Genomic DNA, 23,338 nt, shown 5'->3' with positions numbered 1-23,338 from the left:
GAGGAGAAACACCATGTTCACCGGCTTGTCTGCTTTCCCAATGACCCCTGTTACCGCCAACGGCGTCGATGAAAAGGGATTCAATAATATTTTGGCCCGCCTTACGACGGCACGGGTGGATTCAATGGGTATTCTGGGGTCTACCGGTAGCTACGCCTATCTAACCCCGGAGCAGCGCAAACGTGTCGCGACTCTGGCAAAACAGGTTGCTGGGGATATCCCTGTTATGGTGTGTGTGGGGGCAGTCAGGGAAGGTGCGAATAAGTAGGTCATTTCTTCCCAAGCTGACTCGCTGATTAAAATTTCGCGGATCTGGGCCGATTTTTTTCCCGCAAACACATCGAATCAGCCTATTTAGGCTATTTTTTCCACCATTTCTGGCGTTATTTCCGGTTTTTACTGAGATCTCTCCCACTGACGTATCATTTGGTCCACCCGAAACAGGTTGGCCAGGGTGAATAACATCGCCAGTTGGTTATCGTTTTTCAGCAGCCCCTTGTATCTGGCTTTCACGAAGCCGAACTGCCGCTTGATGATGCGAAACGGGTGCTCCACCCTGGCACGGATGCTGGCTTTCATGTATTCGATGTTGATGGCCGTTTTGTTCTTGCGCGGATGCTGCTTCAAGGTTTTTACCCTGCCGGGACGCCCGGCGATCAGCCAGTCCACATCCACCTCGGCCAGCTCCTCGCGCTGTGGCGCTCCTTGGTAGCCGGCATCGGCTGAGACAAATTGCTCCTCTCCATGAAGCAGATTACCCAGCTGATTGAGGTCATGCTCGTTGGCCGCGGTGGTGACCAGGCTGTGGGTCAGGCCACTCTTGGCATCGACACCAATGTGGGCCTTCATGCCAAAGTGCCACTGATTGCCTTTCTTGGTCTGATGCATCTCCGGATCGCGTTGCTGCTCTTTGTTCTTGGTAGAGCTGGGTGCCTCAATGATGGTGGCATCCACCAAAGTGCCTTGGGTCATCATGACGCCTGCTTCGGCCAGCCAGCGATTGATGGTCTTGAACAATTGACGGGCCAGTTGATGCTGCTCGAGCAGGTGGCGGAAATTCATGATGGTGGTGCGATCCGGCAGGGCGCTATCCAGGGATAATCGGGCAAACAGGCGCATGGAGGCGATTTCGTACAGGGCATCTTCCATGGCACCGTCGCTCAGGTTGTACCAATGCTGCATGCAGTGAATACGCAGCATGGTCTCCAGCGGATAGGGCCGTCGGCCATTGCCCGCCTTGGGATAAAACGGCTCGATGACAGCGGTCATATTCTGCCATGGCAGAATCTGCTCCATGCGGGAGAGGAAAATCTCTTTTCGGGTCTGACGGCGCTTAGTGCTGAATTCACTATCGGCGAAGGTGAGTTGATGGCTCATGATGTCCCTCTGGGATGCGCTCCGGATGAATATGATGATCTCATATCAGGAACTTGTTCGCACCTTCCCTAAATCATTAGGTTGGAAGCATCACCGAAAAAATGTATATTTGTCGGCGAATAAATAGCATTCTTTGACGCCGATAGCACCAGCGAACTTATATTTTTAGGTTCGTTACCTGACGCCTTAAATATTGCGGATCCCGGTCAGTCGAAGATTCTATTAGCAGTGGCATAAATCAGCATCGCCTGATGTTTATGGTTCTATGCGAATTCACAGTGTGCTCATGGATTCGTAATTCACTCTGACAAGGAAATAGCAATGAAAAAGGTTCTTCTCTCTGCAGCAATGGCAACCGCGTTTTTTGGCATGACTGCTGCCCATGCAGCTGATACCACTGTTGGCGGCGGCCAGGTTAATTTCTTCGGTAAAGTTACCGATGTATCCTGTACTGTTTCCGTTAACGGCCAGGGCAGCGATGCGAACGTTTACCTGTCTCCGGTAACCCTGACTGAAGTTAAAGCGGCAGCAGCGGATACTTACCTGAAACCGAAATCTTTCACCATTGACGTCTCTAACTGCCAGGCGGCTGATGGCACTAAACAGGATGACGTAAGCAAACTGGGCGTGAACTGGACCGGCGGTAACCTGCTGGCTGGCGCAACCAGCAAACAACAGGGCTACCTGGCGAACACCGAAGCTTCCGGTGCTCAGAACATCCAGCTGGTGCTGTCTACTGACAACGCTACCGCGCTGACCAACAAAATCATCCCGGGTGACAGCACTCAGCCGAAAGCGAAAGGCGACGCTTCCGCTGTCGCTGATGGCGCGCGTTTCACCTACTACGTAGGCTACGCCACCAGCGCGCCGACCACGGTAACCACCGGTGTGGTTAACAGCTACGCGACTTACGAAATTACTTACCAGTAATTCCGTCAGAAAATAAAACTGCCCCGCGATGGGGCAGTTAATAACAATAATAAAGCGGCAATGTCCGCCGCTTGTATTTTTATTCTGAGGTCAGCATGAAGCGTATTGCCCTTTTTTTCTGTTTCATTTTTAGTTTTGCGGCCCATGCCAACAATATTATTGTTAACGGTACCCGCTTTATTTATCCAGGAAATGAAAAAGAAATAACGGTACAGCTTTCAAATAACGCCGACCGTCCGGCGCTGGCGCAGGCCTGGCTGGATAACGGCGATGCCGATGCCACACCGGATACCATTACCACCCCGTTTATTATCACCCCGCCGATTTCGCGCGTTGACGCCAAGAGCGGCCAGACGCTGCGTATTAAGCTCGGCAGCAGCGCCGGTCTGGCGAAAGATAAAGAGACGCTGTGGTGGCTGAATCTGCTGGAAATTCCGCCGGTGGTGGCCAATCAGAAAAATGAAGGCCAGAACGTGCTGCAGCTGGCGATCCGTTCGCGCTTTAAATTTATTTATCGTCCTGCCGGACTGGGCAACCGCGATGCGGCGGCCGAGAAGCTGACCCTGACCGCCAGCGGCAGTAGTCTCGCCATCAACAACCCGACGCCGTTCTACATTACCGTCAGCCGTATTTCCCGCGACGGCGGTAAAGCCCTGAACAGCAAAACCGTGATGCTGGCGCCGCAGTCCAGCCAGACGGTGGCGCTCTCCTCCGCCGTCAACCGCGGCGAAACCCTGACCGTTAACAACATTAATGACTATGGCGCCGATGTCGCAGTGAAAGTGGCCGTTAAATAAGGGAAAAGCTAATGAAGCAGAGGTCATTCTGCCCGGGAAGATTAAGCACCGCGATCGCCATCGCGCTGTGCTGCTTTCCGCCATTTTCCAGCGGACAGGAAAACCCGGGAACGGTATATCAGTTTAACGACGGCTTTATTGTCGGCAGTCGCGAAAAGGTCGATCTGTCGCGCTTTTCGACCAGCGCGATTACCGAAGGCACTTACTCCCTTGACGTCTACACCAACGACGAGTGGAAAGGGCGCTACGATTTACGCATCGCGCGCGATAAAGATGGTCGGCTGGGCGTCTGCTACACCAAAGCGATGCTGGCCCAATATGGCATCGCGGCGGAAAAGCTCAATCCGCAGCTGAGCGAGCAGGAGGGCTACTGCGGTAGCCTCAAATCCTGGCGCAACGAAGAAAACGTCAAAGACAACCTGGTCCAGTCCTCCCTGCGGTTGAACATTTCGGTACCGCAGATCTATGAAGATCAACGCCTGAAAAACTATGTCAGCCCGGAGTTCTGGGACAAAGGCATTACCGCGCTTAATCTTGGCTGGATGGCCAACGCCTGGAACAGCCACACCTCTTCGGTCGGCGGGTCGGATAACAGCAGCGCCTACCTTGGCGTCAACGCCGGTCTGTCGTGGGACGGCTGGCTGCTGAAGCATATCGGTAATCTGAACTGGCAGCAGCAGCAGGGCAAAGCGCACTGGAACAGCAACCAGACCTATCTCCAGCGGCCGATCCCGCAGATCAACTCCCTCGTCAGCGGTGGTCAGATTTTTACCAATGGCGAATTTTTCGACACCATCGGTCTGCGTGGGGTCAACCTCGCCACTGATGACAATATGTTCCCGGACGGCATGCGCTCCTATGCCCCGGAAATTCGCGGCGTGGCGCAGAGCAACGCCCTCGTCACCGTGCGTCAGGGCAGCAACATTATCTATCAGACCACGGTTCCGCCGGGGCCGTTTACCCTGCAGGATGTCTATCCATCCGGCTATGGCAGCGATCTTGAAGTCTCGGTAAAAGAGGCGGATGGCTCGGTGGAAGTGTTCAGCGTGCCTTACGCCTCCGTTGCTCAGCTGCTGCGTCCGGGCATGACCCGCTACGCGCTCTCCGCCGGTAAAGTGGACGACAGCGGGCTACGCAACAAGCCGATGCTCTATCAGGCGACCTGGCAGCACGGGATCAATAACCTGCTGACCGGCTACACCGGGGTCACCGGCTTTGACGACTATCAGGCCTTCCTGGTGGGCACCGGGATGAACACCGGGATCGGCGCGCTCTCTTTTGACGTCACCCATTCGCGGCTGAAGAGCGATACCCATGATGACTCGGGGAAGAGCTATCGCGCCACCTTTAACCGCATGTTCACCGATACCCAGACCAGCATCGTGCTGGCGGCGTATCGCTACTCGACGAAAGGTTATTACAACCTCAACGATGCGCTGTACGCCGTCGATCAGGAAAAAAACAGCCGCAGCAACTATACGCTGTGGCGGCAAAAAAACGGCATGACCTTCACGGTGAACCAGAACCTGCCGGACGGCTGGGGCGGGTTTTATCTCAGCGGTCGTATTTCCGATTACTGGAACCGCTCCGGGACCGAGAAGCAGTATCAGGTCAGCTACAACAATTCGTTTGGTCGTCTCTCCTGGTCGGCGAGCGCCCAGCGCGTCTATACCCCGGACAGCTCCGGCCATCGCCGCGACGATCGCATTTCACTCAACTTCAGCTACCCGCTGTGGTTTGGCGATAACCGCACCGCCAACCTGACGTCGAACACCTCGTTCAACAACTCGCGCTTTGCCAGCTCGCAGATTGGCATCAACGGTTCGCTGGACAGTGAAAACAACCTTAACTACGGCGTGTCGACCACCACCGCCACCGGCGGTCAGCACGATGTGGCGCTCAACGGCAGTTACCGTACGCCATGGACCACCCTCAACGGCAGCTACAGCCAGGGCGAAGGGTATCGTCAGAGCGGCATTGGCGCCAGCGGGACGATGATCGCCCACAGCGGCGGCGTGGTGCTCTCGCCGGAAAGCGGCTCGACGATGGCGCTGATTGAAGCCAAAGACGCGGCCGGCGCCATGCTCCCGGGATCGCCGGGCACCCGCGTGGACAGCAACGGTTACGCCATCCTGCCGTATCTGCGCCCGTACCGGATCAACGCCGTCGAGATCGACCCGAAAGGCAGCCATGACGATGTGGCCTTCGATCGCACCGTGGCGCAGGTTGTGCCGTGGGAAGGCAGCGTGGTTAAGGTGGCGTTCGGCACCACGGTGCAGAACAACCTCACCCTGCAGGCGCGCCAGGCGAACCATGAGCCGCTGCCGTTCGCGGCGAGTATTTTCTCCCCCGACGGCAAGGAGATCGGCGTCGTCGGTCAGGGCAGCATGATGTTCATCAGCGATGCGAACGCCAAACGCGCGATTGTGAAGTGGAGCGGCGGGCAGTGTTCGGTGGATCTGGGACAGCAAACAACAAAGGATAGCGTATGTCGCTGAGGAAATTACTGACGCTTTTTATCGTCTTAATGGCGCTGGGCACCACCTCGTCCTGGGCCGTCTGTACGCGTCTCTCTTGGCCAACGGTGATGCTGGACATGGTGGTGGGCAGGGTGGTGGTGCCCCCGGATCTGCCGGTGGGCTCGGTGATCCTCACCCGCGACTGGACGATGAGCGCCCCGGGCGGGGCGAGCTATCGCTGTACCTCCGGCACCAACCGCTTCGCGGCGAAGATCGTCTCGCCAGGGGCCACCGATCTTGGGAATAAAATTTATTCCACCAACGTGCCGGGGATTGGTATGCGTTTCAGCCGCGGCGGCGCGACGGTGAATATCGTCTATCCCGACGTCTATTCGTCCCGGGTGTATAACACCACCAACTATTCCCTTGAAGGGTCACGTTTTACGCTGGAGATTATCAAAACCGCGGCAACCACCGGCAGCGGCACCCTCGCGGCGGGAAAATACACCTCCTATGACTGGGAGAGCGGCGGCAACCCGATCCTCGAAACCTATCTGAGCGCCAATGCGATCACCGTGGTCTTGCCCTCCTGTTCGGTACTGAGCGGGAAAAATATGAATGTTGATGTGGGCGCCATCAGACGCACTGACCTGAAAGGGGTGGGCACCACCGCGGGCGGGAAGGATTTTAATATCGATCTGCAGTGCAGCGGCGGCCTGAGTGAAACGGGATACGCCAACATCAGCACCTCTTTTTCCGGCACCCTGGCGACCAGTACCACCGCCACTATGGGCGCCTTGCTGAATGAAAAGGCCGGCAGCGGGATGGCGAAAGGCGTCGGCATCCAGGTGCTGAAGGATGGATCCCCGCTGCAGTTTAATAAGAAATATACCGTTGGCCGCTTGAATAATCAGGAGACCCGCTACATCACCATCCCGCTGCACGCGCGCTTTTATCAGTATGGCCCGACGACCAGCACCGGCGAGGTGGAGTCGCATATGATCTTTAACCTGACGTACGATTAATACGGGAGGGGGAATGAAGGGATTGCCGAAACATACTATCGCGTGGCTGCTGCTCTGCGGCAGCCTCGCTGCCCCCTCGGCGTGGGGTTTCGAGACCAATTATGATCGCGGACGGGGCGATTTTGCCGGGCGGGTGACGGATATTTCCTGCAGCGTCGCGCTCAATGGCGGCCAGCATGCCGGCAGCGGCAACGTCTGGCTGGCGCCGGTCAGCCTGGCGGAAGTGCACGATCGCGGGGCCGGCGCGTTTATGAAGCCGCAGCCTTTTACCCTGGCGCTGTCAAACTGCCAGCTGCGTCATGACGGCGGCGCCGCCTCGCAGGACGAGGTGCGGCGGGTCAGCGTTCGCTGGGTCGACGGTTTTTTACTGACGGCGGTCGGCAATGAGAACGCGGGCTATCTGGCCAATACCTTGCCAGACGGAGCGCAGAATATTTATCTGGCGCTGTCGACCAATGATAATAATACGCTGGATAAGAGTAATAAAATTGTCCCTGCGGACCCGCAGCAAAATCAGGTGCATTTGCAGGAAAGCGCGGTCAGCGGCGGTCTGTTCACCTATTATGTGGGCTACGTTTCGCCGACGCCGAAAAGCGCCACCAGCGGGCCAATTACCAGCTGGGCAACGTGGGAATTAGTTTATAATTAAGTGACGTTAAAAAGGGTAATGGTGCCAACTTACTGATTTAGTGTATGATGGTGTTTTTGAGGTGCTCCAGTGGCTTCTGTTTCTATCAGCTGTCCCTCCTGTTCAGCTACTGACGGGGTGGTGCGTAACGGCAAAAGCACTGCCGGACATCAGCGCTATCTCTGCTCTCACTGCCGTAAAACATGGCAACTGCAGTTCACTTACACCGCTTCTCAACCCGGTACGCACCAGAAAATCATTGATATGGCCATGAATGGCGTTGGATGCCGGGCAACCGCCCGCATTATGGGCGTTGGCCTCAACACGATTTTCCGCCATTTAAAAAACTCAGGCCGCAGTCGGTAACCTCGCGCATACAGCCGGGCAGTGACGTCATCGTCTGCGCGGAAATGGACGAACAGTGGGGATACGTCGGGGCTAAATCGCGCCAGCGCTGGCTGTTTTACGCGTATGACAGGCTCCGGAAGACGGTTGTTGCGCACGTATTCGGTGAACGCACTATGGCGACGCTGGGGCGTCTTATGAGCCTGCTGTCACCCTTTGACGTGGTGATATGGATGACGGATGGCTGGCCGCTGTATGAATCCCGCCTGAAGGGAAAGCTGCACGTAATCAGCAAGCGTTACACTCAGCGAATTGAGCGGCATAACCTGAATCTGAGGCAGCACCTGGCACGGCTGGGACGGAAGTCGCTGTCGTTCTCAAAATCGGTGGAGCTGCATGACAAAGTCATCGGGCATCATCTGAACATAAAACACTATCAATAAGTTGGAGTCATTACCAATATTTCTTTATTCAGAAAATGAAGCATGCTTGGCAGCAGGCTGTTTCATCACGTAAAAAAGACAAAAAGTAGATCAAGTTAATAATTTTCAGATATATATCATCACTCTGAACATACCAGATTAACGGTGGAATCTCACGATTCTGCCGTTTTTGTATTATTTTTCAGAGGAGTAGTAATGAACAATTCTGAAGGATTGAAGCCGTTTCAGCAATCGCTCGCTGGTCTGCCACAGTGGGTGTCTGAACGTATATTGCAGCAGATAAATCAGTTAACCCGCTACGAGCCAGTGATCGGCATTATGGGTAAAACCGGTGTTGGGAAGAGCAGTCTGTGCAATGCCCTGTTTGCCGGAGATATATCACCGGTCAGCGATGTGGCTGCATGTACCCGTGAGCCACTGCGCTTTCGCCTGCAAGTCGGCGACCGCTATATGACGCTGGTGGACCTGCCCGGCGTGGGCGAAAGTGGTGCTCGCGATACCGAGTATGCTGCGATGTACCGCGAACAACTCCCCCGGCTCGACCTGGTTCTGTGGCTGATTAAGGCCGATGACCGGGCGCTGGCGGTGGATGAACATTTTTATCATCAGGTGATTGGAGAGGTATACCGGCATAAGGTGCTGTTTGTTATCAGCCAGTCGGATAAGGCCGAACCCACCAGCGGTGGGGGACCGTTGTCCACGGCGCAGAAGCAGAATATCAGCCGTAAAATCTGTCTGCTGCATGAGCTGTTCCAGCCCGTACATCCGGTGTGTGCCGTGTCGGTCCGTCTTCAGTGGGGACTGCGGGTGATGGCCGAGCGAATGATTAAGTGCCTGCCACGTGAGGCCACCAGCCCGGTGGTGTCGCAACTCCAGTCTTCCTTTCGCACGACGGTAGTCCGGGAACAGGCTCGTAGCGATTTTGGTGAAACCGTCGGGGCCGTACTCGATAGCATCAGTGCCTTTCCCCTGATACCCGCCCCGGTACGGGCTGTCATTCAGGCCGTGCGCACCACGGTGGTGTCAGTGGCCCGCGCCGTCTGGGATTTCTTCTTCTGAGTATTTAACCCATCCCTGTTACTTCCCTGCCCCTGTCGCAGATGCGACGGGGATCCCTTTTATTTGTTTTCCCGTTATGAGGAGTCTGCTTATGACCCGTCTGGCTTCGCGCTTTGGCGCAGCAAATCTTATCCGTCGCGACCGCCCGTTAACCCGCGAAGAGCTGTTTCGCGTGGTGCCCAGTGTATTCAGTGAGGACAAACACGCATCCCGTAGTGAGCGTTATACCTATATACCCACCATATCCCTGCTGGACAGCCTGCAGCGCGAAGGCTTCCAGCCGTTCTTTGCCTGTCAGACCCGGGTACGCGACCCGGGTCGACGCGAGCACACAAAACACATGCTACGCCTTCGTCGGGAGGGGCAGATTACCGGTAAACAGGTACCAGAAATTATCCTGCTCAACTCCCATGATGGCACCAGTTCGTACCAGATGTTGCCGGGTTTATTTCGTGCGGTTTGTCAGAACGGGCTCGTCTGCGGTGAGTCGTTTGGCGAGGTGCGGGTGCCACACAAGGGGGACGTGGTGAGTCAGGTGATTGAAGGCGCGTATGAGGTGCTGGGGATTTTTGACCGGGTGGAGGAGAAACGGGATGCCATGCAGTCGTTGCTGTTGCCACCCCCGGCACAGCAGGCACTGGCAAAAGCCGCCCTCACATACCGCTTTGGTGAAGACCACCAGCCGGTGACTGAATCGCAGATCCTCTCCCCTCGCCGCTGGCAGGATGAGAGCAATGACCTGTGGACCACGTACCAGCGTATTCAGGAGAACCTGATTAAGGGCGGGCTCAGTGGCCGTAATGCCAAAGGAGGACGGTCACATACCCGTGCCGTTCGCGGTATCGACGGGGACGTGAAACTTAACCGGGCACTGTGGGTGATGGCGGAAGCCCTGCTCACGCAACTGCAGTGACCGTTTAATGTTGCTGCTTTGTTAATATCGGACACCACCTGTCCGCATCGCACCGTGCTGACGGTCCTCACTCACCGAGGGAAGGCCTGTAACCCCCGCTGCCTCTGGCTTTTGCAGAAATGAAAAATAGTTTCTGTGGTGTCCATACCCTGTCCGACCCCCTCTTTAAAGTAATCACATCATTTTCAGTCAGTTAACTTTCACGGAGAACGTCTCATGACACAGGCAGAACGCCGCCATGACCGGCTGGCTGTCAGGCTGTCACTGATAATCAGCCGTCTGGTGGCAGGGGAAACGCTGAGTGTGCGTAAGCTTGCCGCTGAGTTTGGTGTGTCGGTGCGCACGCTGCGGCGTGATTTTCGTGAGCGGCTGATGTATCTGGACCTGGAGTATCAGTCCGGATATTGCCGCTTACGCACTGCGGGCAGTGAGACGCAGATGGTGCCCGACGTGCTTATCTTTGCCCACCGCAGCGGGATGGCCGGTCTTTTCCCTGGCTTTGACCGTCGTCTGGTAAACGCACTGCTGATGTACGATGAGTCTCCCTGCGTAATCGCACCCGCCAGTCCGGCTCCTTCGCCATCAGGCGCATTGTCTTTCTGGCGACTGATTCAGGCCATTACCGGGCGCAGGCGGGTGACGCTAATTGCCTAGGGGCAGCGCTGTGAGCGGCTGGCTCCCTGTCGGTTACTCATCCACCAGCAGGCCTGGTATCTGGTGGCAGAGCACGACGGACATATCGCCGTATTCACCCTGGATGAAATCCATCTGGTTCAGCCCTTGCAAGAGACTTTTCGCCGCAACGACAGTCTGTGCAGTCTGGTTGAAGACCCGGTGTTTATTCAGGCCTTACCCCATTTTCGCTTTATCCAGCAGTCACTGCTTGCGTTTATTCCGGCCGACAGCCCACCGGAATAGTGCAGGTCTATCTCAACTCATCCGCAGGGAGAGCCTATGCCATTCATTGCCATTATTGCCATTGTTGTCATCGTCATCATTCTGAACAAAACCGGGGTGTCCGACAGCCTCACGGCCCTGACCCTTGCGACGGTTGCTGCACTCTTGACGGGCGGAGGTGCAGCAGGGGCCGCCAGTGTCGCGCTGACACCGTTCGTCGGCGTGCCGGTGGGTATTTTCGTGGGCATTTATGTCTTTGCCAAAGTGGTTCGTCTCATTTCAGGAAAAAAATAATGAAACGTAAAACACTGCCTCTGCTGGCGCTGGTTGCCACCACGCTGTTGCTAAGCGCCTGCGATGACAGAAGTGATGGCCTGAAGGCCATCAGCAAATTTAAGGATCTCACCCCACCGCGTTTCAGTGATGTGGTTAGCCACCAGGATGATGTCAGCGAAGAATGGTCACAGGTTGACTACGTATCCGGTCCCACCTTGCAGGTTTTACGTACCCGCCAGTCGCCCGATGGCTGCGAGGGTGGCAGTTACTACTACCTCGTGGATATGCAGGAAAAAACCGTCCAGCCACTGATGAATGCGCTGTGTATTGCCGATAACATCAAACTGGAATACCAGGAGGTGACGGACCCGTATACCAAAGAAAGATACTTTGAGTACGCCCATGACGGCAAACTGATGGGGCGACTGCTGATACCCTCAAACCCTGAGAACCAGGAATAAAACAACGACAAAGGAGACAGGAATGACAATACGTTCACTAAGTCGATTTATGCTGGCGGGTGTACTGCTCGCGAGCTTTAATGCCTCTGCGATCCCGGGGTTCTGGCAGCAGGGTTACGGTCAGGGCAATACGGAATACAGTGTGACCGAAGCCAGCGGGAAGACGTTTACCATCAACTGCACAGGGAACCCGGACCAGAATGGTTTTTATCAGCATTCAGTTTTTCTTACCCTTGCCGATGACAAGATGGTCAGTTCGCACGATGACGGCACCACTATCACCGTAGTGATGGATCACCAGCAGTACATTATTCCGTCCAGCCTGGGCTGGCGTAACGGCGATAACGCCTGGTTTGACTTCATCAGCAATATCTCTGAGGCCGGGCAGTTTGACGTTTACGTCAATGACCGTAAAGCGGGGACTTTCACTGTGGACCTGAAGAACGCAGAGAAAGTTCTACCCACTCCCGGAGACTGCAGTAACGACTGATAGCTGTTCCTTCCTCAGCAAATCCCCCCCCGACAGCCAGCAGGCTGCCGGGGTTTTCTTTTATCAGGAGCCCGAAAATGTCCCGACCGGTATTCTTTACATTATAAGAATGAGCTTTGACCCGTTAAACTAACAGCACGGATCGGACATAAATCAAGATCAATAAGGCCTACATTGAGCGTGAAGCGGAAGTTAAATGGTTAGACGTTAGCATCGACTTACAGAGGTCTAACCCAATGCGGCAGCTTTATATTTGTAAGATGCTCTTCCTCAACGACAAACGCTAGGCTGTAACGGGCTCGGGTAATGGCCACGTACAGCTTGTTTCTAGATTCCTCCGTTTTATCTTTATCGAACACGCCAAGGTCACCACCCAGATACTTGAGATGTTTCTCCGGTGAAATAATTAGTACGCGGTCGAAACCGAGACCTTTACAGGAGCCGAAGGTGTGACAGGTGAGACCTGGTGGCAAATAGCCTTTTCCCATGGGCGATGACCATCGCAAAACTTGAGGTTTGAATATATCGAGATAATCGTTCACCTGAGATGGTTTTATGAGAAAACAACCGCAGTGATGGGCCATCTCAGCAGGAACTTCTCCCACCTCTGATTGCGTTTGTTCATAAATACCGGGATGAATGGTATCCGCGAGATCGCAGATTTCCTGGATACATCTGCGATTCTTCGCCAGCGAGAACGGACTAAAATTGAGGTCTTTGAAGTATTGAATCTTTTGCTCAGGTGTTTCCGGTGCCTTGTGGCCGAACGTGGTCGTGTAAATAGTTTGACGAAAATCGCCTACACAGCAAATAGAGTTATGCATTGCCTTACTGAGTGCTTTGATAACGTCAAAATCCCATCCAACCAAATCCTGAACCTCATCAAAAAAGATCCTCTGATAAATCTCTTTCAATCTGCTAGCGGGGGCATTCTTTGTTGAAGCGGAGATTCTTGTTGCCAGCTTCGCCAGCAGCCCAGTGTAAGCTTTGGTTTTGCACGGCGTCAGATAATGAAGAGGATTCAGCGCCCCATTAATTTTTTCCCCTCTTTTGGGATGCCATTTCCTCGTACCAGGTATCAGGTGAGGGTTATGCTCGGTGAACATTGTAGAAGTGATTCGCTCTGGAAACATGGCCGTTTGATATGGTCTTACTAAGTCTTCTAGGTAAAATGAAAACAGGCCTTTCACAACAAAATCATCGCTGTGTTTGCCGTACAATTCCACAAAGCGAGAACGGAGCTCTGCCTGGTTGTTCATGGTGTAGGTGACGACCAATACGCGTCCGCCCGCCTTTATGACTTCAATGGCATCCTCAATGACTTTTTGGGTTTTTCCTGATCCTGCACCGGCAATCCAGAATTCATTAGGCAAAGTCGAACACCTCATCGAGGAAAGGTGGATACCTGAAATTCAGAGTGCCATCGAACAGCTTGATAGCTGAGTCGACCTTGCGAGCGCCCTTACCGTTTCCCTGGACGCTTCGAAACCAGTCGATCAGAAAGTCGCGTCGCTTATCTAAGTCGACTACTTTATCGTAGAGGTTAAACGTCTGTGTCGATAACACCACTTTGGCGAAAGCGTCCAGCGTAACCAAGTCGGTTGCATTGGCATATATCATCGCGGGTTCAAGCGAAAACTCCTCATTTTTGGCAGAGGAGATAAGTTTGATATTGGGATAGGCCGCATAATCGGCACGCACTTTCACGACGTTTTCATCATAGTCGCCATCGTTATCTCTGAGGACGTTAATCCGAGTACCAATTTCCATACCTACGGAGATGAACGTATCAAACCCGACTCCGCGCACGACGATGATATCAATACCATCCTGCTCGGGCAGGCGGTTATGCTTGCGGTGGTAAATCTTCTTGAGTACTAACTCGTCTGACGGTCCCTCGACAAGGATGACTTTGTGCGACAGTGCCACGCGCAATGTGTCATAGCCCGGTAAGCGCTTTAAGGTTTTGACCACTGCAGGGGCAAGCTTATGCAGACGTTTGTATCCCGACTGAACCAAGCAGATTTTATCAATGCTCAGCTTGTTGAGCACATACGAGCTGTGAGTGGTAAGGAAGAGTTGTTTGTCTCCCCGCTGATTTTCAATGTAGTGAACCAGCTTATTGAGGTTAGTGTGAGAAAGGTGATTTTCGGGCTCCTCCATCATCACCAAATCGATATCCTTCGACTTGTTCTGAATCGCGAGCTTGATCTGCACATTACTCTGCTCACCCTTGCCAATGAACTGGAAAGGGACATCATCTACTTCAAGTTGAAGGCTGGTCTGAATAGATCCCGCTGGTAAAGTGCTTGCGGCAATGGACAGCTTTTTTTCTGTGATCAAGTGGTCCGTATCCAGACCGGTGTTGACTGTCCTGACCTCACCTGAGTTGTTAAAAACCTGCTGATTCTCACGATAATTGAGGGTCAGCTTAACCAGTTCCTCTTTCTTTAAAGCGGTATTAAGTATGGTAGAGATGTACTGATTCTTACCCAGAGTGGGGTGGATACGAGTTGGGTCGATGTATAACGCCCTGAATTTCTTCGCTACGGCTTTAACAGGATTCCATCCGAAATCCAGCCATTCCAGCTTGTAGAATTCGATCGGGATACTCGTAATGTGTGGGTTTGTCAGTAAGTGGTCGGCGTAAACGTCCTTGAGTGTGTCATCAAAGCGCACCAGCACCGTGATCCCTTGAGCATCGGCTTTAAGGAAATTATTTGTACCCCGGTATTCAGGAACCCCCTCAATGAATGCCTCTATTGCCAAGACAGGTAAGTGCGTGGCCGATTTATCAGAAGCCAAAAAAAGCTGCACTGCATCCTTATTAAAAATGTCTGGCGTAAACTCGCTGTTGAAGGGGCGGCCCCGATAGCTGTAATTCAGTACGATTTCCAGGGCTTCCAGAATAGTACTTTTACCGGCGTTGTTATCACCTACAAAGATATTTACGTCATCGTTGAATTCAAAATGTTCATCTTTGAATTTCTTGAAATTGGTAAGCTTAATCGATTTAACCCGCACTCTAATTCCCTCAAGATACTGTCAAATGATACCCCTTAAAGACATTAACTCACCGATATACCTGTGTCCACATGCAGGCTCGTTGTCCCCTTAAATCCTGCAGGCACTGAAGGGGTGGTCTACATCAATAGGCCAAGATATGAGAGCTGTTCTTGGACAACTTAAAGTCTGCTATTTGGCATAGAACGGTCTATCAGCATTATAAAAGTTTTCAGGTATATATCATTCCTCTGAATAGACCCGATTAGCGGCAGAATCTCACGATTCTGCCGCTTTTTTATTATTTTTCAGAGGAGTAGTAATGAACAATGCTGAAAGTTTGAAGCCGTTTCCCTAATCGCTTGCTGATATACCACAGTAGGTATCAGCTAATTGCGCAGCATGGCTACTGATTCCTGCCAGTATCACCGACTTTAACATTAAAGACGACCAAGGCGGTCACATCTGCCTGATAGATACTGATACCGAAGATCTGATAGTTGTCTGGCATGGAACTTTGAACCCGATGCTGGTGAAGGTCTTAACCGCTACATCCGCACCTCTGGCATCCGTACAGGCAACTCCACCCGCTGACCGCGAAGCATTTACCCGCAACATTTCACCTCCCCGAACACACTTTATATCCCCATACGCCAGCCATCGCCGCTGGCGTTTTTATTGACGGAGACATACCCATGACAACACAGACGCAGTACGATCTCGCACCCGCTAACCAACCCGAATTTGAACTGACCGTCACGCCAGTTCCCGATGAACAGCGCATCGATTTCTGGCCTCAGCATTTTGGCACTATCCCACAGTGGATAACCCTGGAGCCCCGTATTTTTGCCTGGATGGAGCGTTTCTGTGCGACCTACAGTGGCGGTATCTGGTCATTCTGCACCCTGAGTAACGGTGGCGCATTTATGGCCCCAGAGCCTGAAGGTGACGATAAGTGGCATCTGTTCAACGGCATGAACGGTAACGATGCACAAATGAGTGCGGAAGCCGCAGGTATTGCTGTCTGCCTGATTGAATATAGCCATCACGCCTGCCGTACCGAATGCGATGCCATGACGGAGCACTATTACCGTCTGCGGGACTATGCCCTGCAGCATCCTGAAGCCCACGCCATTCTGCGCATCATCGACTGACCGAAGGAGCAACGAATGAAACAGCTTTCCTTTTTACCCGGCGAGATGACGCCACAGGACCGGCGTCTCATTCAGCGGGCGCTCAGGGCGCTGGACCGGCACCTGCATGAACCCGGGGTGGCCTTCACCTCCTCACACGCTGTCCGTGAATGGCTGAGACTGCATATGGCCGCACTTGAGCGGGAAGAGTTCCGGGCGTTGTATCTGGACAACCAGAATCAGTTGATTGCCCATGAAACGCTCTTCACCGGCACGATTAACCGTACTGAGGTGCATCCCCGGGAAGTGGTCAAACGTGCTCTGCACTTCAATGCCGCAGCAGTAATACTGGCGCATAACCATCCTTCCGGCGAGACGACACCCAGCCTGGCTGATAAAACCCTCACGCAGCGACTGGTGCAGGTGCTTCAGTTGGTGGATATCCGCGTTCCTGACCACCTGATTGTCGGCGGCAGGCAAATCTATTCGTTCGCAGAACACGGTCTGCTGTGAGGTATGACATGAAAATTATCAGTAAACGCCGGGCAATGACGATATACCGCCAGCATCCTGAGTCCCGAATCTTTCGCTACTGCAGTGGAAAATATCAGTGGCACGGTAGCGTCTGTCATTACACCGGCAGGGACGTTCCGGATATCACCGGAGTCCTCGCGGTATACGCCGAACGCCGCCAGGACCGTAACGGGCCCTATACCTGCCTGATGAGCATCACCCTGAACTGACAATAAAAGGAGAGCCGCCATGACCCACATCATCTGGGGCCTGCAGCGGAATATCACGCCGCGCCTGGGAGCCCGTCTGGTACAGGAGGGCAACCGACTGCACTACCTGGCTGACCGGGCCAGCATCACCGGTATGTTCAGTGACGTCGAATGCCTGAAGCTGGATGACACATTCCAGCACTTTATCCGCCAGATGGAATCGATGCTGACCACCGGTGAACTCAGCCCCCAACATGCCCACTGCGTCACCCTGTACCACAACGGTTTTACCTGTGAAGCCGACACCCTTGGCAGTTGCGGCTACGTATACATCGCCATTTACCCCACTCAGCGTTAATTACCTTCACGAGAGCAAACATGAAAACTTTACCTGCAACAACTCTGCGGGTGGTGAAGCCCTGCCTGTCACCCGTGGCTATCTGGAAAATGTTACTGACACGCCTGCTGGAACAGCACTATGGTCTCACCCTCAACGACACACCGTTCAGTAAGGAACGTGTTATACAGGAACATATCGATGCCGGGATCTCGCTGGCTGATGCCGTGAATTTTCTGGTGGAAAAATACGAACTGGTGCGTATCGACAGGAAGGGGTTTAGCTGGCAGGAACAATCCCCTTATCTCCGGGCTGTAGACATTCTGCGAGCACGGCAGGCAACTGGCTTGTTGCGGCAAAGCCGTAAAAATTTGGTACGGTGAATATTACAGGCAGTGCTACTGGCTTTCATCACTATCCGGGGATGCTGGCAGCGAGATGAAGAGGGCAGGGTAGCAATTCCTTACCTGACCCATTACCTGACCCAAATTGCATCCAAAGAAAAAGGAGTTAGACGATTTCTCATCTAACTCCTTGTTTTATCTGGTGGCCCCTGTTGGGTTTGAACCAACGACCAAGCGATTATGAGTCGCCTGCTCTAACCACTGAGCTAAGGGGCCGTGGCGGTGAATTATAAAGTAACTCCCCGCAGCAATCCAGCCATTCACACCTGCCTGCTGTTTTTATAAACAATGCATAATCAATCCTTTATACTTCCCTGACGATGTATCGAGCGGGAGTAAAGATGATCAACGATATTCTGGCCCCAGGCCTGCGGGTGGTGTTCTGCGGAATCAACCCGGGTAAGTCCTCGGCGCACACCGGTTTTCACTTTGCCCATCCGGGCAATCGCTTCTGGAAGGTGATCTACCAGGCCGGGTTTACCGACAGGCTACTCAAGCCCGAAGAGGAACAGCATCTGTTGGACACGCGCTGCGGCATAACCATGCTAGTCGAGCGGCCTACGGTACAGGCGAGCGAGGTCAACCTGCATGAGCTGCGCAGCGGCGGACGGGAGCTGATCAAGAAGATAGAGGATTATCAGCCGGCCGCGCTGGCGATCCTCGGCAAGCAGGCCTATGAGCAGGCGTTTAGCCAGCGCGGTGCTAAGTGGGGTAAGCAGAGCATCATGATTGGCGTGACGCAGGTTTGGGTGCTGCCAAATCCGAGCGGGCTCAACAGGGCGACGCTGGATAAGCTGGTAGAGGCGTATCGGGAGCTGGATGAGGCGCTGATGGTGCGGGGGCTTTAATCCTCTGCGGCCTGATGCCCTCATCCTCTCCCCACATGACTGAGGGATCCCTACAACGTTATGGCAGCACGGAACAGTCCCCTCGCCCCTCCGGGGAGAGGGTTAGGGTGAGGGGAATATACGGCCGTGGTGGTCATTCCGTTCACTTTATGTTCCTTGCTACTCTGTCACGACATGACCTGTGAACGTGCCAGGGTGGCTCAGTCGCCACCACCCTGGCGACCCGGGCTCCCGGCGGTAAATCGCCGCTTCGCGGTGCCCTCGGCTTATTCCTTCCGGCTTATCGGGTACGGGCGGAGGTAACGTCCCTGTAAAGCCGCCCTCTCGGCGCATCCATGCGCCTCGCCCCGGCCTGCAGGAAACGCCTCAGCGATTTACAGCCGGACCAGAGCATCGCTGAAAGTCTTCACTCGTTCTGAAACAAGGTTATTGCTTCTGCTTATAAATTACTGGGGAGCCCACAGTCCATAGGGAGAGGGTATAAACAAAAACAAAGCTCCCGATTGGGAGCTTTTTCACTGTCAGGACCGATTAATCGTCCAGGAAGCTACGCAGCACTTCAGAGCGGCTTGGATGACGCAGCTTGCGCAGCGCCTTCGCTTCGATCTGACGGATACGTTCGCGGGTAACGTCGAACTGTTTACCCACTTCTTCCAGCGTGTGGTCGGTGTTCATATCAATACCGAAACGCATACGCAGGACTTTCGCTTCACGAGCGGTCAGGCCGGCCAGAACGTCGTGCGTCGCAGCGCGCAGGCTCTCGGTGGTGGCAGAGTCCAGCGGCAGCTCGAGGGTGGTATCCTCGATGAAATCACCCAGATGCGAATCTTCATCATCACCGATTGGTGTTTCCATGGAGATTGGCTCTTTGGCGATCTTCAGCACTTTACGGATCTTGTCTTCTGGCATCAGCATGCGCTCGGCCAGCTCTTCCGGCGTCGGCTCGCGGCCCATCTCCTGCAGCATCTGGCGGGAGATACGGTTGAGCTTGTTGATGGTCTCAATCATATGCACCGGAATACGGATGGTGCGCGCCTGATCCGCGATAGAGCGGGTGATAGCCTGACGGATCCACCAGGTTGCGTAGGTGGAGAACTTGTAACCACGACGGTATTCAAACTTATCTACCGCTTTCATCAGACCGATGTTGCCTTCCTGAATCAGATCCAGGAACTGCAGACCACGGTTGGTGTATTTCTTGGCGATAGAGATAACCAGACGCAAGTTCGCTTCAACCATCTCTTTCTTCGCACGGCGGGCTTTCGCTTCACCGATGGACATACGACGGTTGATGTCTTTAACCTGCTCGATGGTCAGGCCGGTCTCTTCTTCAATCTGATGAAGTTTCTGCAGGCCGCGATGTACGTCGTCCTTCACGTCGTGCAGTTTTTCAGACCACGGCTTGTTCATCGCGATAGCCGCGTTGAACCAGGTTTCGCTGGTTTCGTTGCCGGTGAAGAGGGTGATGAAGTTCTTCTTCGGCATTTTGCACTGCTCAACGCACAGCTTCATGATGATGCGTTCCTGGGTGCGTACGCGATCCATCATCACGCGCATGCTGTTTACCAGGTAGTCGAACTGTTTTGGCACCAGGCGGAACTGTTTGAATACCTCAGACAGTTTCAGGATCTCTTCCTGAGCGGCGGCATGGCTGCGGCCTTTCGCTTTGATGGTGTCGCGCGTCACTTCGTACTGGGTACGCAGCTCGGCAAACTTCTCACGCGCCAGCTCCGGGTCGATGCTGTTGTCATCGTCCGCGGTGTCGTCGTCGCTCTCTTCCTCATCTTCGTCTTCGTCATCATCCATCTCTTCCTGAGACAGTTCAGAACCGACGTGAGTGGCGGTAGGAGCCATATCTTCTTCAGCGTTCGGGTCGACAAAACCGGTAATCAGATCAGACAGGCGCGCTTCTTCCGCTTCAACGCGATCGTACTGCTCCAGCAGATAGGTGATCGCTTCCGGGTACTCGGCAACGGAGCACTGAACCTGGTTGATCCCGTCTTCGATGCGTTTTGCGATGTCAATTTCGCCTTCGCGGGTCAACAGTTCAACGGTACCCATTTCGCGCATGTACATGCGGACCGGGTCAGTGGTACGCCCGATTTCAGATTCCACGCTGGACAGTACCTGTGCAGCAGCTTCTTCCGCATCTTCGTCAGTGTTGTTGGAGGTTTCAGCCAGCAACAGATCATCGGCATCCGGTGCTTCTTCCATCACCTGAATGCCCATGTCATTGATCATTTGGATGATATCTTCGATTTGATCTGAATCGACAATATCTTCCGGCAGATGGTCATTGACCTCGGCATAGGTCAGATAGCCTTGCTCCTTACCACGTTGGACAAGAAGTTTCAGCTGTGACTGCGGGTTTTGCTCCATAAGACGGTATCCACACTTAATTCGTTTGATTGGTGTCGGCGATGGGGCTGCCAACCTTTAAAGCGAGGGCGTACTTATATTTTTGCCGCTGCCTCTCAGTGCGGCTGCCGGGGGCTTCCCGATCGATATTCGGCACTTAAGCCGTTAAATTTTTTATTTCTTCGCCAGTTCCTGGTTAATCATCCAAAGCTCCCGGCGTTCTTCGCTGCTTAAACCGTGTGTGCGCTCGCGAGCTATCAACTCTTCCTGGCGCAGCTCAAGCATCGAATCAAACATATGGTTGAGTGAGTCGGTGAACGTTTTTTCTGCAATGTCCTTATCTGCTATATCGTCCCACATCGACAATTTTTCAAGGGTAGCGGCCTCTTTTGTGCCGCGATAATGCTCTAAAAGTTGTCCGGTGGTCAGACCTGGCTGAGACAAACACGTGTTGACCAGTTCTGAAAATAAGCCAAGCCCGGGCAATTTTTCGTGGTTTAAACCCGCCAGCGACGGCACCTGCGGCGCAAGCTCGGGGTTTTGGACCAGCAACCCTATCAGTATACGCATGGTTGTGCGTTTTAGCTGAGGTGCGGGCCGAACCGCACCGTTTTCAGCCTGTTTTGGCATTAAACGTTCAAGCTGGCTGTCATCCAGAATGCCGAGCTTGTTGCCTAACTCCTGACGCAGATAGATGCGCAGCGTTTCGCCGGGCACCTGGCTGATTAACGGCAGCGCCAGCGTGCTGAGCTGCGCGCGCCCGTCAGGGGTACTCAAATCGACCTGCGGCATCAGGCTGTTAAACAAAAACGTGGAGAGCGGCTGAGCCTGCTCCATCCGCGCTTCAAACGCCGCTTTGCCCTCTTTACGCACCAGCGTATCCGGGTCTTCGCCGTCGGGCAGAAACATAAAGCGTAGCTGACGCCCGTCGGTCATATACGGCAGCGCGGTTTCCAGCGCGCGCCAGGCGGCGTCGCGCCCTGCGCGGTCACCGTCGTAACAGCAGATGACGTTGTTGGTCACCCGGAACAGCAGTTGAATATGATCGGCGGTGGTGGACGTCCCTAACGACGCAACCGCGTAGTTGATGTCGTACTGCGCCAGTGCCACGACGTCCATATAGCCTTCGACGACCAGAAGACGCTGAGGTTCCGCATTATTCTGCTGCGCCTCATAAAGGCCGTACAGCTGGCGGCCCTTATGGAAAATATCGGTTTCCGGGGAGTTGAGGTATTTCGGCAGGGCATCACCCAGCACGCGACCACCAAAACCTATTACCCGGCCACGCTTGTCGCGGATCGGGAACATCACCCGTTCGCGGAAGCGGTCGTAGCTTCGTCCCTGGTCGTTAGTGACCAGCATGCCTGCATCGATGAGTGACTTACGATCTTCGCTATTGCCGCCAAAACGCTTTAACACGTTGTCCCAGCCGGGCGGGGCGTAACCAATAGCGAAACGCGCAATGACATCGTCGCTCAAGCCGCGCTTGTTCAGATACTGACGCGCAGGCTCAGCCGCAGATTGCTTAAGAGACTGTTGGTAAAACGAATTCAGGCCATCCATCAGTTGATACAGCGTTTGCCGTTGATGGCGCTCGATCTGACTTGGCCCACTGCCTGCTTCATACGGCACTTCAAGGTTATGCATCGCCGCCAGCTCTTCGACGGTTTCAACGAACTCGAGCTTGTCGTAGTTCATTAAAAAATCGACGGCATTACCGTGTGCGCCACAGCCGAAGCAATGGTAGAACTGCTTTTCACCGTTTACGGTGAAGGAGGGGGTTTTTTCGTTATGGAACGGACAGCACGCATGGTAGTTCTTGCCCTGCTTTTTTAGCTTTACCCGCGCGTCGATGAGATCGACGATGTCGGTTCTGGCAAGCAGGTCATTGATGAAAACGCGTGGGATTCTTCCGGCCATATGCCCCAAAATTTTAAGCGACTTATAAACGAAAACAAGCCGCGCATTCCTTCCGGAAGCACGGCCTTACGACTATTACTCTGTCTGTCAATTGAGGGCTGAGGCCCTCAACCAATTAGTACAGACGAGTACGGCGTGCGTTTTCGCGAGCCAGTTTCTTCGCGTGACGTTTCACAGCGGAAGCTTTAGCGCGCTTACGTTCGGTCGTTGGTTTTTCATAAAACTCACGACGACGAACTTCAGCCAGAACACCTGCTTTCTCGCATGAACGTTTGAAGCGACGCAGTGCTACGTCGAACGGCTCGTTTTCACGTACTTTAATTACCGGCATGTAACTCTCACCTTTAATAAATTCGGTTTGCCGCTGGCATCAACGCCAGCTTATTTCAAAATGGTGCGGAATTTTACTGCAAATGCTGCTGCTTTGTAAAGCACCGATGCGATTTTGAAAGGGACTTTAATAAGGGTGAGGAGTATACACGAGCCTTCTTCCTGGGGCGAACAAAGTTTTAC

24 protein-coding genes, 1 tRNA gene and 3 pseudogenes are annotated in these 23,338 nt (G+C 53.8%); 20 read left to right on the top strand and 8 right to left on the bottom strand.

Going from position 1 to position 23,338, the window contains the following annotated elements:
- Nucleotides 1-13: 13 nt before the first annotated feature.
- Nucleotides 14-259: pseudogene (locus WM95_RS22185) on the top strand (dihydrodipicolinate synthase family protein); the annotation flags it as partial.
- Here WM95_RS22185 and WM95_RS27785 read toward each other — a convergent pair.
- Nucleotides 161-415 carry a hypothetical protein gene (locus WM95_RS27785; protein WP_305955147.1) on the bottom strand — a complete coding sequence of 85 codons (255 nt, stop codon included), beginning with the start codon at nucleotides 413-415 and terminating at the stop codon, nucleotides 161-163. The pseudogene WM95_RS22185 and the gene WM95_RS27785 overlap by 99 nt on opposite strands.
- Nucleotides 397-1,377, bottom strand: a complete 981-nt coding sequence (locus tag WM95_RS22180) for an IS5-like element ISKpn26 family transposase (RefSeq protein WP_086550188.1) — start codon at nucleotides 1,375-1,377, stop codon at nucleotides 397-399. The genes WM95_RS27785 and WM95_RS22180 overlap by 19 nt, the downstream gene beginning before the upstream one ends.
- A 321-nt stretch (nucleotides 1,378-1,698) precedes the next feature.
- On the opposite strand from WM95_RS22180, the gene mrkA reads away from it, so the two are divergent.
- The 12 genes and pseudogenes from mrkA to ykfB all read left to right on the top strand — a co-directional run bounded on the left by mrkA (nucleotide 1,699) and on the right by ykfB (nucleotide 12,100).
- A complete protein-coding gene (mrkA, locus tag WM95_RS22175) occupies nucleotides 1,699-2,307 on the top strand; it encodes a type 3 fimbria major subunit MrkA (protein WP_002916128.1) in 609 nt (202 codons plus the stop codon).
- 95 nt (nucleotides 2,308-2,402) lie between these two features.
- Nucleotides 2,403-3,104, top strand: a complete 702-nt coding sequence (gene mrkB, locus WM95_RS22170; protein ID WP_000820818.1) for a type 3 fimbria chaperone MrkB — start codon at nucleotides 2,403-2,405, stop codon at nucleotides 3,102-3,104.
- Between the two features lie 11 nt (nucleotides 3,105-3,115).
- A complete protein-coding gene (gene mrkC / locus WM95_RS22165; protein ID WP_045270032.1) occupies nucleotides 3,116-5,602 on the top strand; it encodes a type 3 fimbria usher protein MrkC in 2,487 nt (828 codons plus the stop codon).
- Entirely contained in the window at nucleotides 5,593-6,588 is a 996-nt protein-coding gene (gene mrkD / locus WM95_RS22160; RefSeq protein ID WP_045270033.1) for a type 3 fimbria adhesin subunit MrkD, read from the top strand. Before mrkC ends, mrkD begins: the two co-directional genes overlap by 10 nt.
- 13 nt (nucleotides 6,589-6,601) lie before the next feature.
- On the top strand, nucleotides 6,602-7,237 hold the full coding sequence (gene mrkF, locus WM95_RS22155) for a type 3 fimbria minor subunit MrkF (protein ID WP_045270034.1): 636 nt from the start codon (nucleotides 6,602-6,604) through the stop codon (nucleotides 7,235-7,237).
- A 69-nt stretch (nucleotides 7,238-7,306) separates the two neighbouring features.
- A protein-coding gene (locus WM95_RS22145; RefSeq protein ID WP_223566646.1) for an IS1-like element IS1B family transposase occupies nucleotides 7,307-8,004 on the top strand; the annotation gives its coding sequence in 2 pieces (ribosomal slippage) (nucleotides 7,307-7,556 and nucleotides 7,556-8,004; 699 coding nt in all).
- Between the two features lie 195 nt (nucleotides 8,005-8,199).
- Complete coding sequence (locus WM95_RS22140; protein WP_001548935.1) at nucleotides 8,200-9,063, top strand: GTPase family protein; 864 nt, start codon at nucleotides 8,200-8,202, stop codon at nucleotides 9,061-9,063.
- Nucleotides 9,064-9,154: 91 nt separating this feature from the next.
- A complete protein-coding gene (locus WM95_RS22135) occupies nucleotides 9,155-9,976 on the top strand; it encodes a DUF932 domain-containing protein (protein WP_021574424.1) in 822 nt (273 codons plus the stop codon).
- A 216-nt stretch (nucleotides 9,977-10,192) separates the two neighbouring features.
- A pseudogene (locus WM95_RS22130) lies at nucleotides 10,193-10,894 on the top strand (DeoR family transcriptional regulator).
- Nucleotides 10,895-10,930: 36 nt separating this feature from the next.
- Nucleotides 10,931-11,167 carry a protein YpjK gene (gene ypjK / locus WM95_RS22125; protein ID WP_001115854.1) on the top strand — a complete coding sequence of 79 codons (237 nt, stop codon included), beginning with the start codon at nucleotides 10,931-10,933 and terminating at the stop codon, nucleotides 11,165-11,167.
- Nucleotides 11,167-11,610 (top strand): YfjS/YafY family lipoprotein, encoded by a 444-nt coding sequence (locus WM95_RS22120; protein WP_058673475.1) that lies wholly within the window; start codon nucleotides 11,167-11,169, stop codon nucleotides 11,608-11,610. The genes ypjK and WM95_RS22120 overlap by 1 nt, the downstream gene beginning before the upstream one ends.
- A gap of 22 nt (nucleotides 11,611-11,632) precedes the next feature.
- The gene (gene ykfB / locus WM95_RS22115; protein ID WP_058673476.1) at nucleotides 11,633-12,100 is read left to right on the top strand and encodes a protein YkfB; all 468 of its coding nucleotides are present in this window, start codon (nucleotides 11,633-11,635) and stop codon (nucleotides 12,098-12,100) included.
- Nucleotides 12,101-12,318: 218 nt separating this feature from the next.
- Here the strand turns inward: ykfB and WM95_RS22110 are convergent, their stop codons facing one another.
- Nucleotides 12,319-13,473, bottom strand: coding sequence for a UvrD-helicase domain-containing protein (locus WM95_RS22110; RefSeq protein WP_045268636.1), 1,155 nt, complete (start codon nucleotides 13,471-13,473; stop codon nucleotides 12,319-12,321).
- On the bottom strand, nucleotides 13,466-15,124 hold the full coding sequence (locus tag WM95_RS22105; RefSeq protein WP_045268637.1) for an ATP-dependent nuclease: 1,659 nt from the start codon (nucleotides 15,122-15,124) through the stop codon (nucleotides 13,466-13,468). Before WM95_RS22105 ends, WM95_RS22110 begins: the two co-directional genes overlap by 8 nt.
- A 388-nt stretch (nucleotides 15,125-15,512) precedes the next feature.
- Here WM95_RS22105 and WM95_RS27285 point away from each other — a divergent pair.
- The 6 genes and pseudogenes from WM95_RS27285 (at nucleotide 15,513) to WM95_RS22075 (ending at nucleotide 17,678) form a co-directional block, all read left to right on the top strand.
- Nucleotides 15,513-15,697 (top strand): annotated as a pseudogene (locus tag WM95_RS27285) (DUF905 family protein).
- Between the two features lie 101 nt (nucleotides 15,698-15,798).
- A complete protein-coding gene (locus WM95_RS22095) occupies nucleotides 15,799-16,257 on the top strand; it encodes an antirestriction protein (protein ID WP_045268638.1) in 459 nt (152 codons plus the stop codon).
- 15 nt (nucleotides 16,258-16,272) lie between these two features.
- Nucleotides 16,273-16,749 (top strand): JAB domain-containing protein, encoded by a 477-nt coding sequence (locus WM95_RS22090; protein ID WP_045268639.1) that lies wholly within the window; start codon nucleotides 16,273-16,275, stop codon nucleotides 16,747-16,749.
- A gap of 8 nt (nucleotides 16,750-16,757) precedes the next feature.
- The gene (locus tag WM95_RS22085) at nucleotides 16,758-16,979 is read left to right on the top strand and encodes a DUF987 domain-containing protein (RefSeq protein ID WP_007893437.1); all 222 of its coding nucleotides are present in this window, start codon (nucleotides 16,758-16,760) and stop codon (nucleotides 16,977-16,979) included.
- 19 nt (nucleotides 16,980-16,998) lie between these two features.
- Nucleotides 16,999-17,316: a type IV toxin-antitoxin system YeeU family antitoxin gene (locus tag WM95_RS22080; protein ID WP_045268640.1), complete on the top strand. Its 318-nt coding sequence runs from the start codon at nucleotides 16,999-17,001 to the stop codon at nucleotides 17,314-17,316.
- A 20-nt stretch (nucleotides 17,317-17,336) separates the two neighbouring features.
- Nucleotides 17,337-17,678: a TA system toxin CbtA family protein gene (locus WM95_RS22075; protein ID WP_045268641.1), complete on the top strand. Its 342-nt coding sequence runs from the start codon at nucleotides 17,337-17,339 to the stop codon at nucleotides 17,676-17,678.
- Nucleotides 17,679-17,839: 161 nt separating this feature from the next.
- Here the strand turns inward: WM95_RS22075 and WM95_RS22070 are convergent.
- Nucleotides 17,840-17,915: transfer RNA gene (locus WM95_RS22070), tRNA-Ile, on the bottom strand.
- A 125-nt stretch (nucleotides 17,916-18,040) separates the two neighbouring features.
- On the opposite strand from WM95_RS22070, the gene mug reads away from it, so the two are divergent.
- Nucleotides 18,041-18,547, top strand: a complete 507-nt coding sequence (mug, locus tag WM95_RS22065) for a G/U mismatch-specific DNA glycosylase (RefSeq protein WP_024906471.1) — start codon at nucleotides 18,041-18,043, stop codon at nucleotides 18,545-18,547.
- Nucleotides 18,548-19,078: 531 nt separating this feature from the next.
- On the opposite strand, the gene rpoD is transcribed toward mug, so the two are convergent.
- The 3 genes from rpoD to rpsU all read right to left on the bottom strand — a co-directional run bounded on the left by rpoD (nucleotide 19,079) and on the right by rpsU (nucleotide 23,156).
- Nucleotides 19,079-20,926, bottom strand: coding sequence for an RNA polymerase sigma factor RpoD (gene rpoD / locus WM95_RS22055; protein ID WP_023309228.1), 1,848 nt, complete (start codon nucleotides 20,924-20,926; stop codon nucleotides 19,079-19,081).
- Nucleotides 20,927-21,079: 153 nt separating this feature from the next.
- Nucleotides 21,080-22,825: a DNA primase gene (gene dnaG, locus WM95_RS22045; RefSeq protein ID WP_063409302.1), complete on the bottom strand. Its 1,746-nt coding sequence runs from the start codon at nucleotides 22,823-22,825 to the stop codon at nucleotides 21,080-21,082.
- Nucleotides 22,826-22,940: 115 nt separating this feature from the next.
- A complete protein-coding gene (rpsU, locus tag WM95_RS22040; protein ID WP_001144069.1) occupies nucleotides 22,941-23,156 on the bottom strand; it encodes a 30S ribosomal protein S21 in 216 nt (71 codons plus the stop codon).
- Nucleotides 23,157-23,338: the final 182 nt, after the last annotated feature.

Origin of the sequence: Enterobacter cloacae complex sp. ECNIH7 (assembly GCF_002208095.1) — a bacterium.
GTDB lineage: Bacteria > Pseudomonadota > Gammaproteobacteria > Enterobacterales > Enterobacteriaceae > Enterobacter > Enterobacter cloacae_M.
The sequence above is the reverse complement of the archived record's forward strand: the minus strand, read 5'-3'. Positions and strand labels throughout refer to the sequence as shown.

What these genes read in the sequence shown, in the direction of transcription:
- WM95_RS22180 (WP_086550188.1), bottom strand. Translation starts at nt 1,377, where the DNA reads ATGAGCCATCAACTCACCTTCGCCGATAGTGAATTCAGCACTAAGCGC.
- mrkA (WP_002916128.1), top strand. Translation starts at nt 1,699, where the DNA reads ATGAAAAAGGTTCTTCTCTCTGCAGCAATGGCAACCGCGTTTTTTGGC.
- mrkB (WP_000820818.1), top strand. Translation starts at nt 2,403, where the DNA reads ATGAAGCGTATTGCCCTTTTTTTCTGTTTCATTTTTAGTTTTGCGGCC.
- mrkC (WP_045270032.1), top strand. Translation starts at nt 3,116, where the DNA reads ATGAAGCAGAGGTCATTCTGCCCGGGAAGATTAAGCACCGCGATCGCC.
- mrkD (WP_045270033.1), top strand. Translation starts at nt 5,593, where the DNA reads ATGTCGCTGAGGAAATTACTGACGCTTTTTATCGTCTTAATGGCGCTG.
- mrkF (WP_045270034.1), top strand. Translation starts at nt 6,602, where the DNA reads ATGAAGGGATTGCCGAAACATACTATCGCGTGGCTGCTGCTCTGCGGC.
- WM95_RS22140 (WP_001548935.1), top strand. Translation starts at nt 8,200, where the DNA reads ATGAACAATTCTGAAGGATTGAAGCCGTTTCAGCAATCGCTCGCTGGT.
- WM95_RS22135 (WP_021574424.1), top strand. Translation starts at nt 9,155, where the DNA reads ATGACCCGTCTGGCTTCGCGCTTTGGCGCAGCAAATCTTATCCGTCGC.
- ypjK (WP_001115854.1), top strand. Translation starts at nt 10,931, where the DNA reads ATGCCATTCATTGCCATTATTGCCATTGTTGTCATCGTCATCATTCTG.
- WM95_RS22120 (WP_058673475.1), top strand. Translation starts at nt 11,167, where the DNA reads ATGAAACGTAAAACACTGCCTCTGCTGGCGCTGGTTGCCACCACGCTG.
- ykfB (WP_058673476.1), top strand. Translation starts at nt 11,633, where the DNA reads ATGACAATACGTTCACTAAGTCGATTTATGCTGGCGGGTGTACTGCTC.
- WM95_RS22095 (WP_045268638.1), top strand. Translation starts at nt 15,799, where the DNA reads ATGACAACACAGACGCAGTACGATCTCGCACCCGCTAACCAACCCGAA.
- WM95_RS22090 (WP_045268639.1), top strand. Translation starts at nt 16,273, where the DNA reads ATGAAACAGCTTTCCTTTTTACCCGGCGAGATGACGCCACAGGACCGG.
- WM95_RS22085 (WP_007893437.1), top strand. Translation starts at nt 16,758, where the DNA reads ATGAAAATTATCAGTAAACGCCGGGCAATGACGATATACCGCCAGCAT.
- WM95_RS22080 (WP_045268640.1), top strand. Translation starts at nt 16,999, where the DNA reads ATGACCCACATCATCTGGGGCCTGCAGCGGAATATCACGCCGCGCCTG.
- WM95_RS22075 (WP_045268641.1), top strand. Translation starts at nt 17,337, where the DNA reads ATGAAAACTTTACCTGCAACAACTCTGCGGGTGGTGAAGCCCTGCCTG.
- mug (WP_024906471.1), top strand. Translation starts at nt 18,041, where the DNA reads ATGATCAACGATATTCTGGCCCCAGGCCTGCGGGTGGTGTTCTGCGGA.
- rpoD (WP_023309228.1), bottom strand. Translation starts at nt 20,926, where the DNA reads ATGGAGCAAAACCCGCAGTCACAGCTGAAACTTCTTGTCCAACGTGGT.
- dnaG (WP_063409302.1), bottom strand. Translation starts at nt 22,825, where the DNA reads ATGGCCGGAAGAATCCCACGCGTTTTCATCAATGACCTGCTTGCCAGA.
- rpsU (WP_001144069.1), bottom strand. Translation starts at nt 23,156, where the DNA reads ATGCCGGTAATTAAAGTACGTGAAAACGAGCCGTTCGACGTAGCACTG.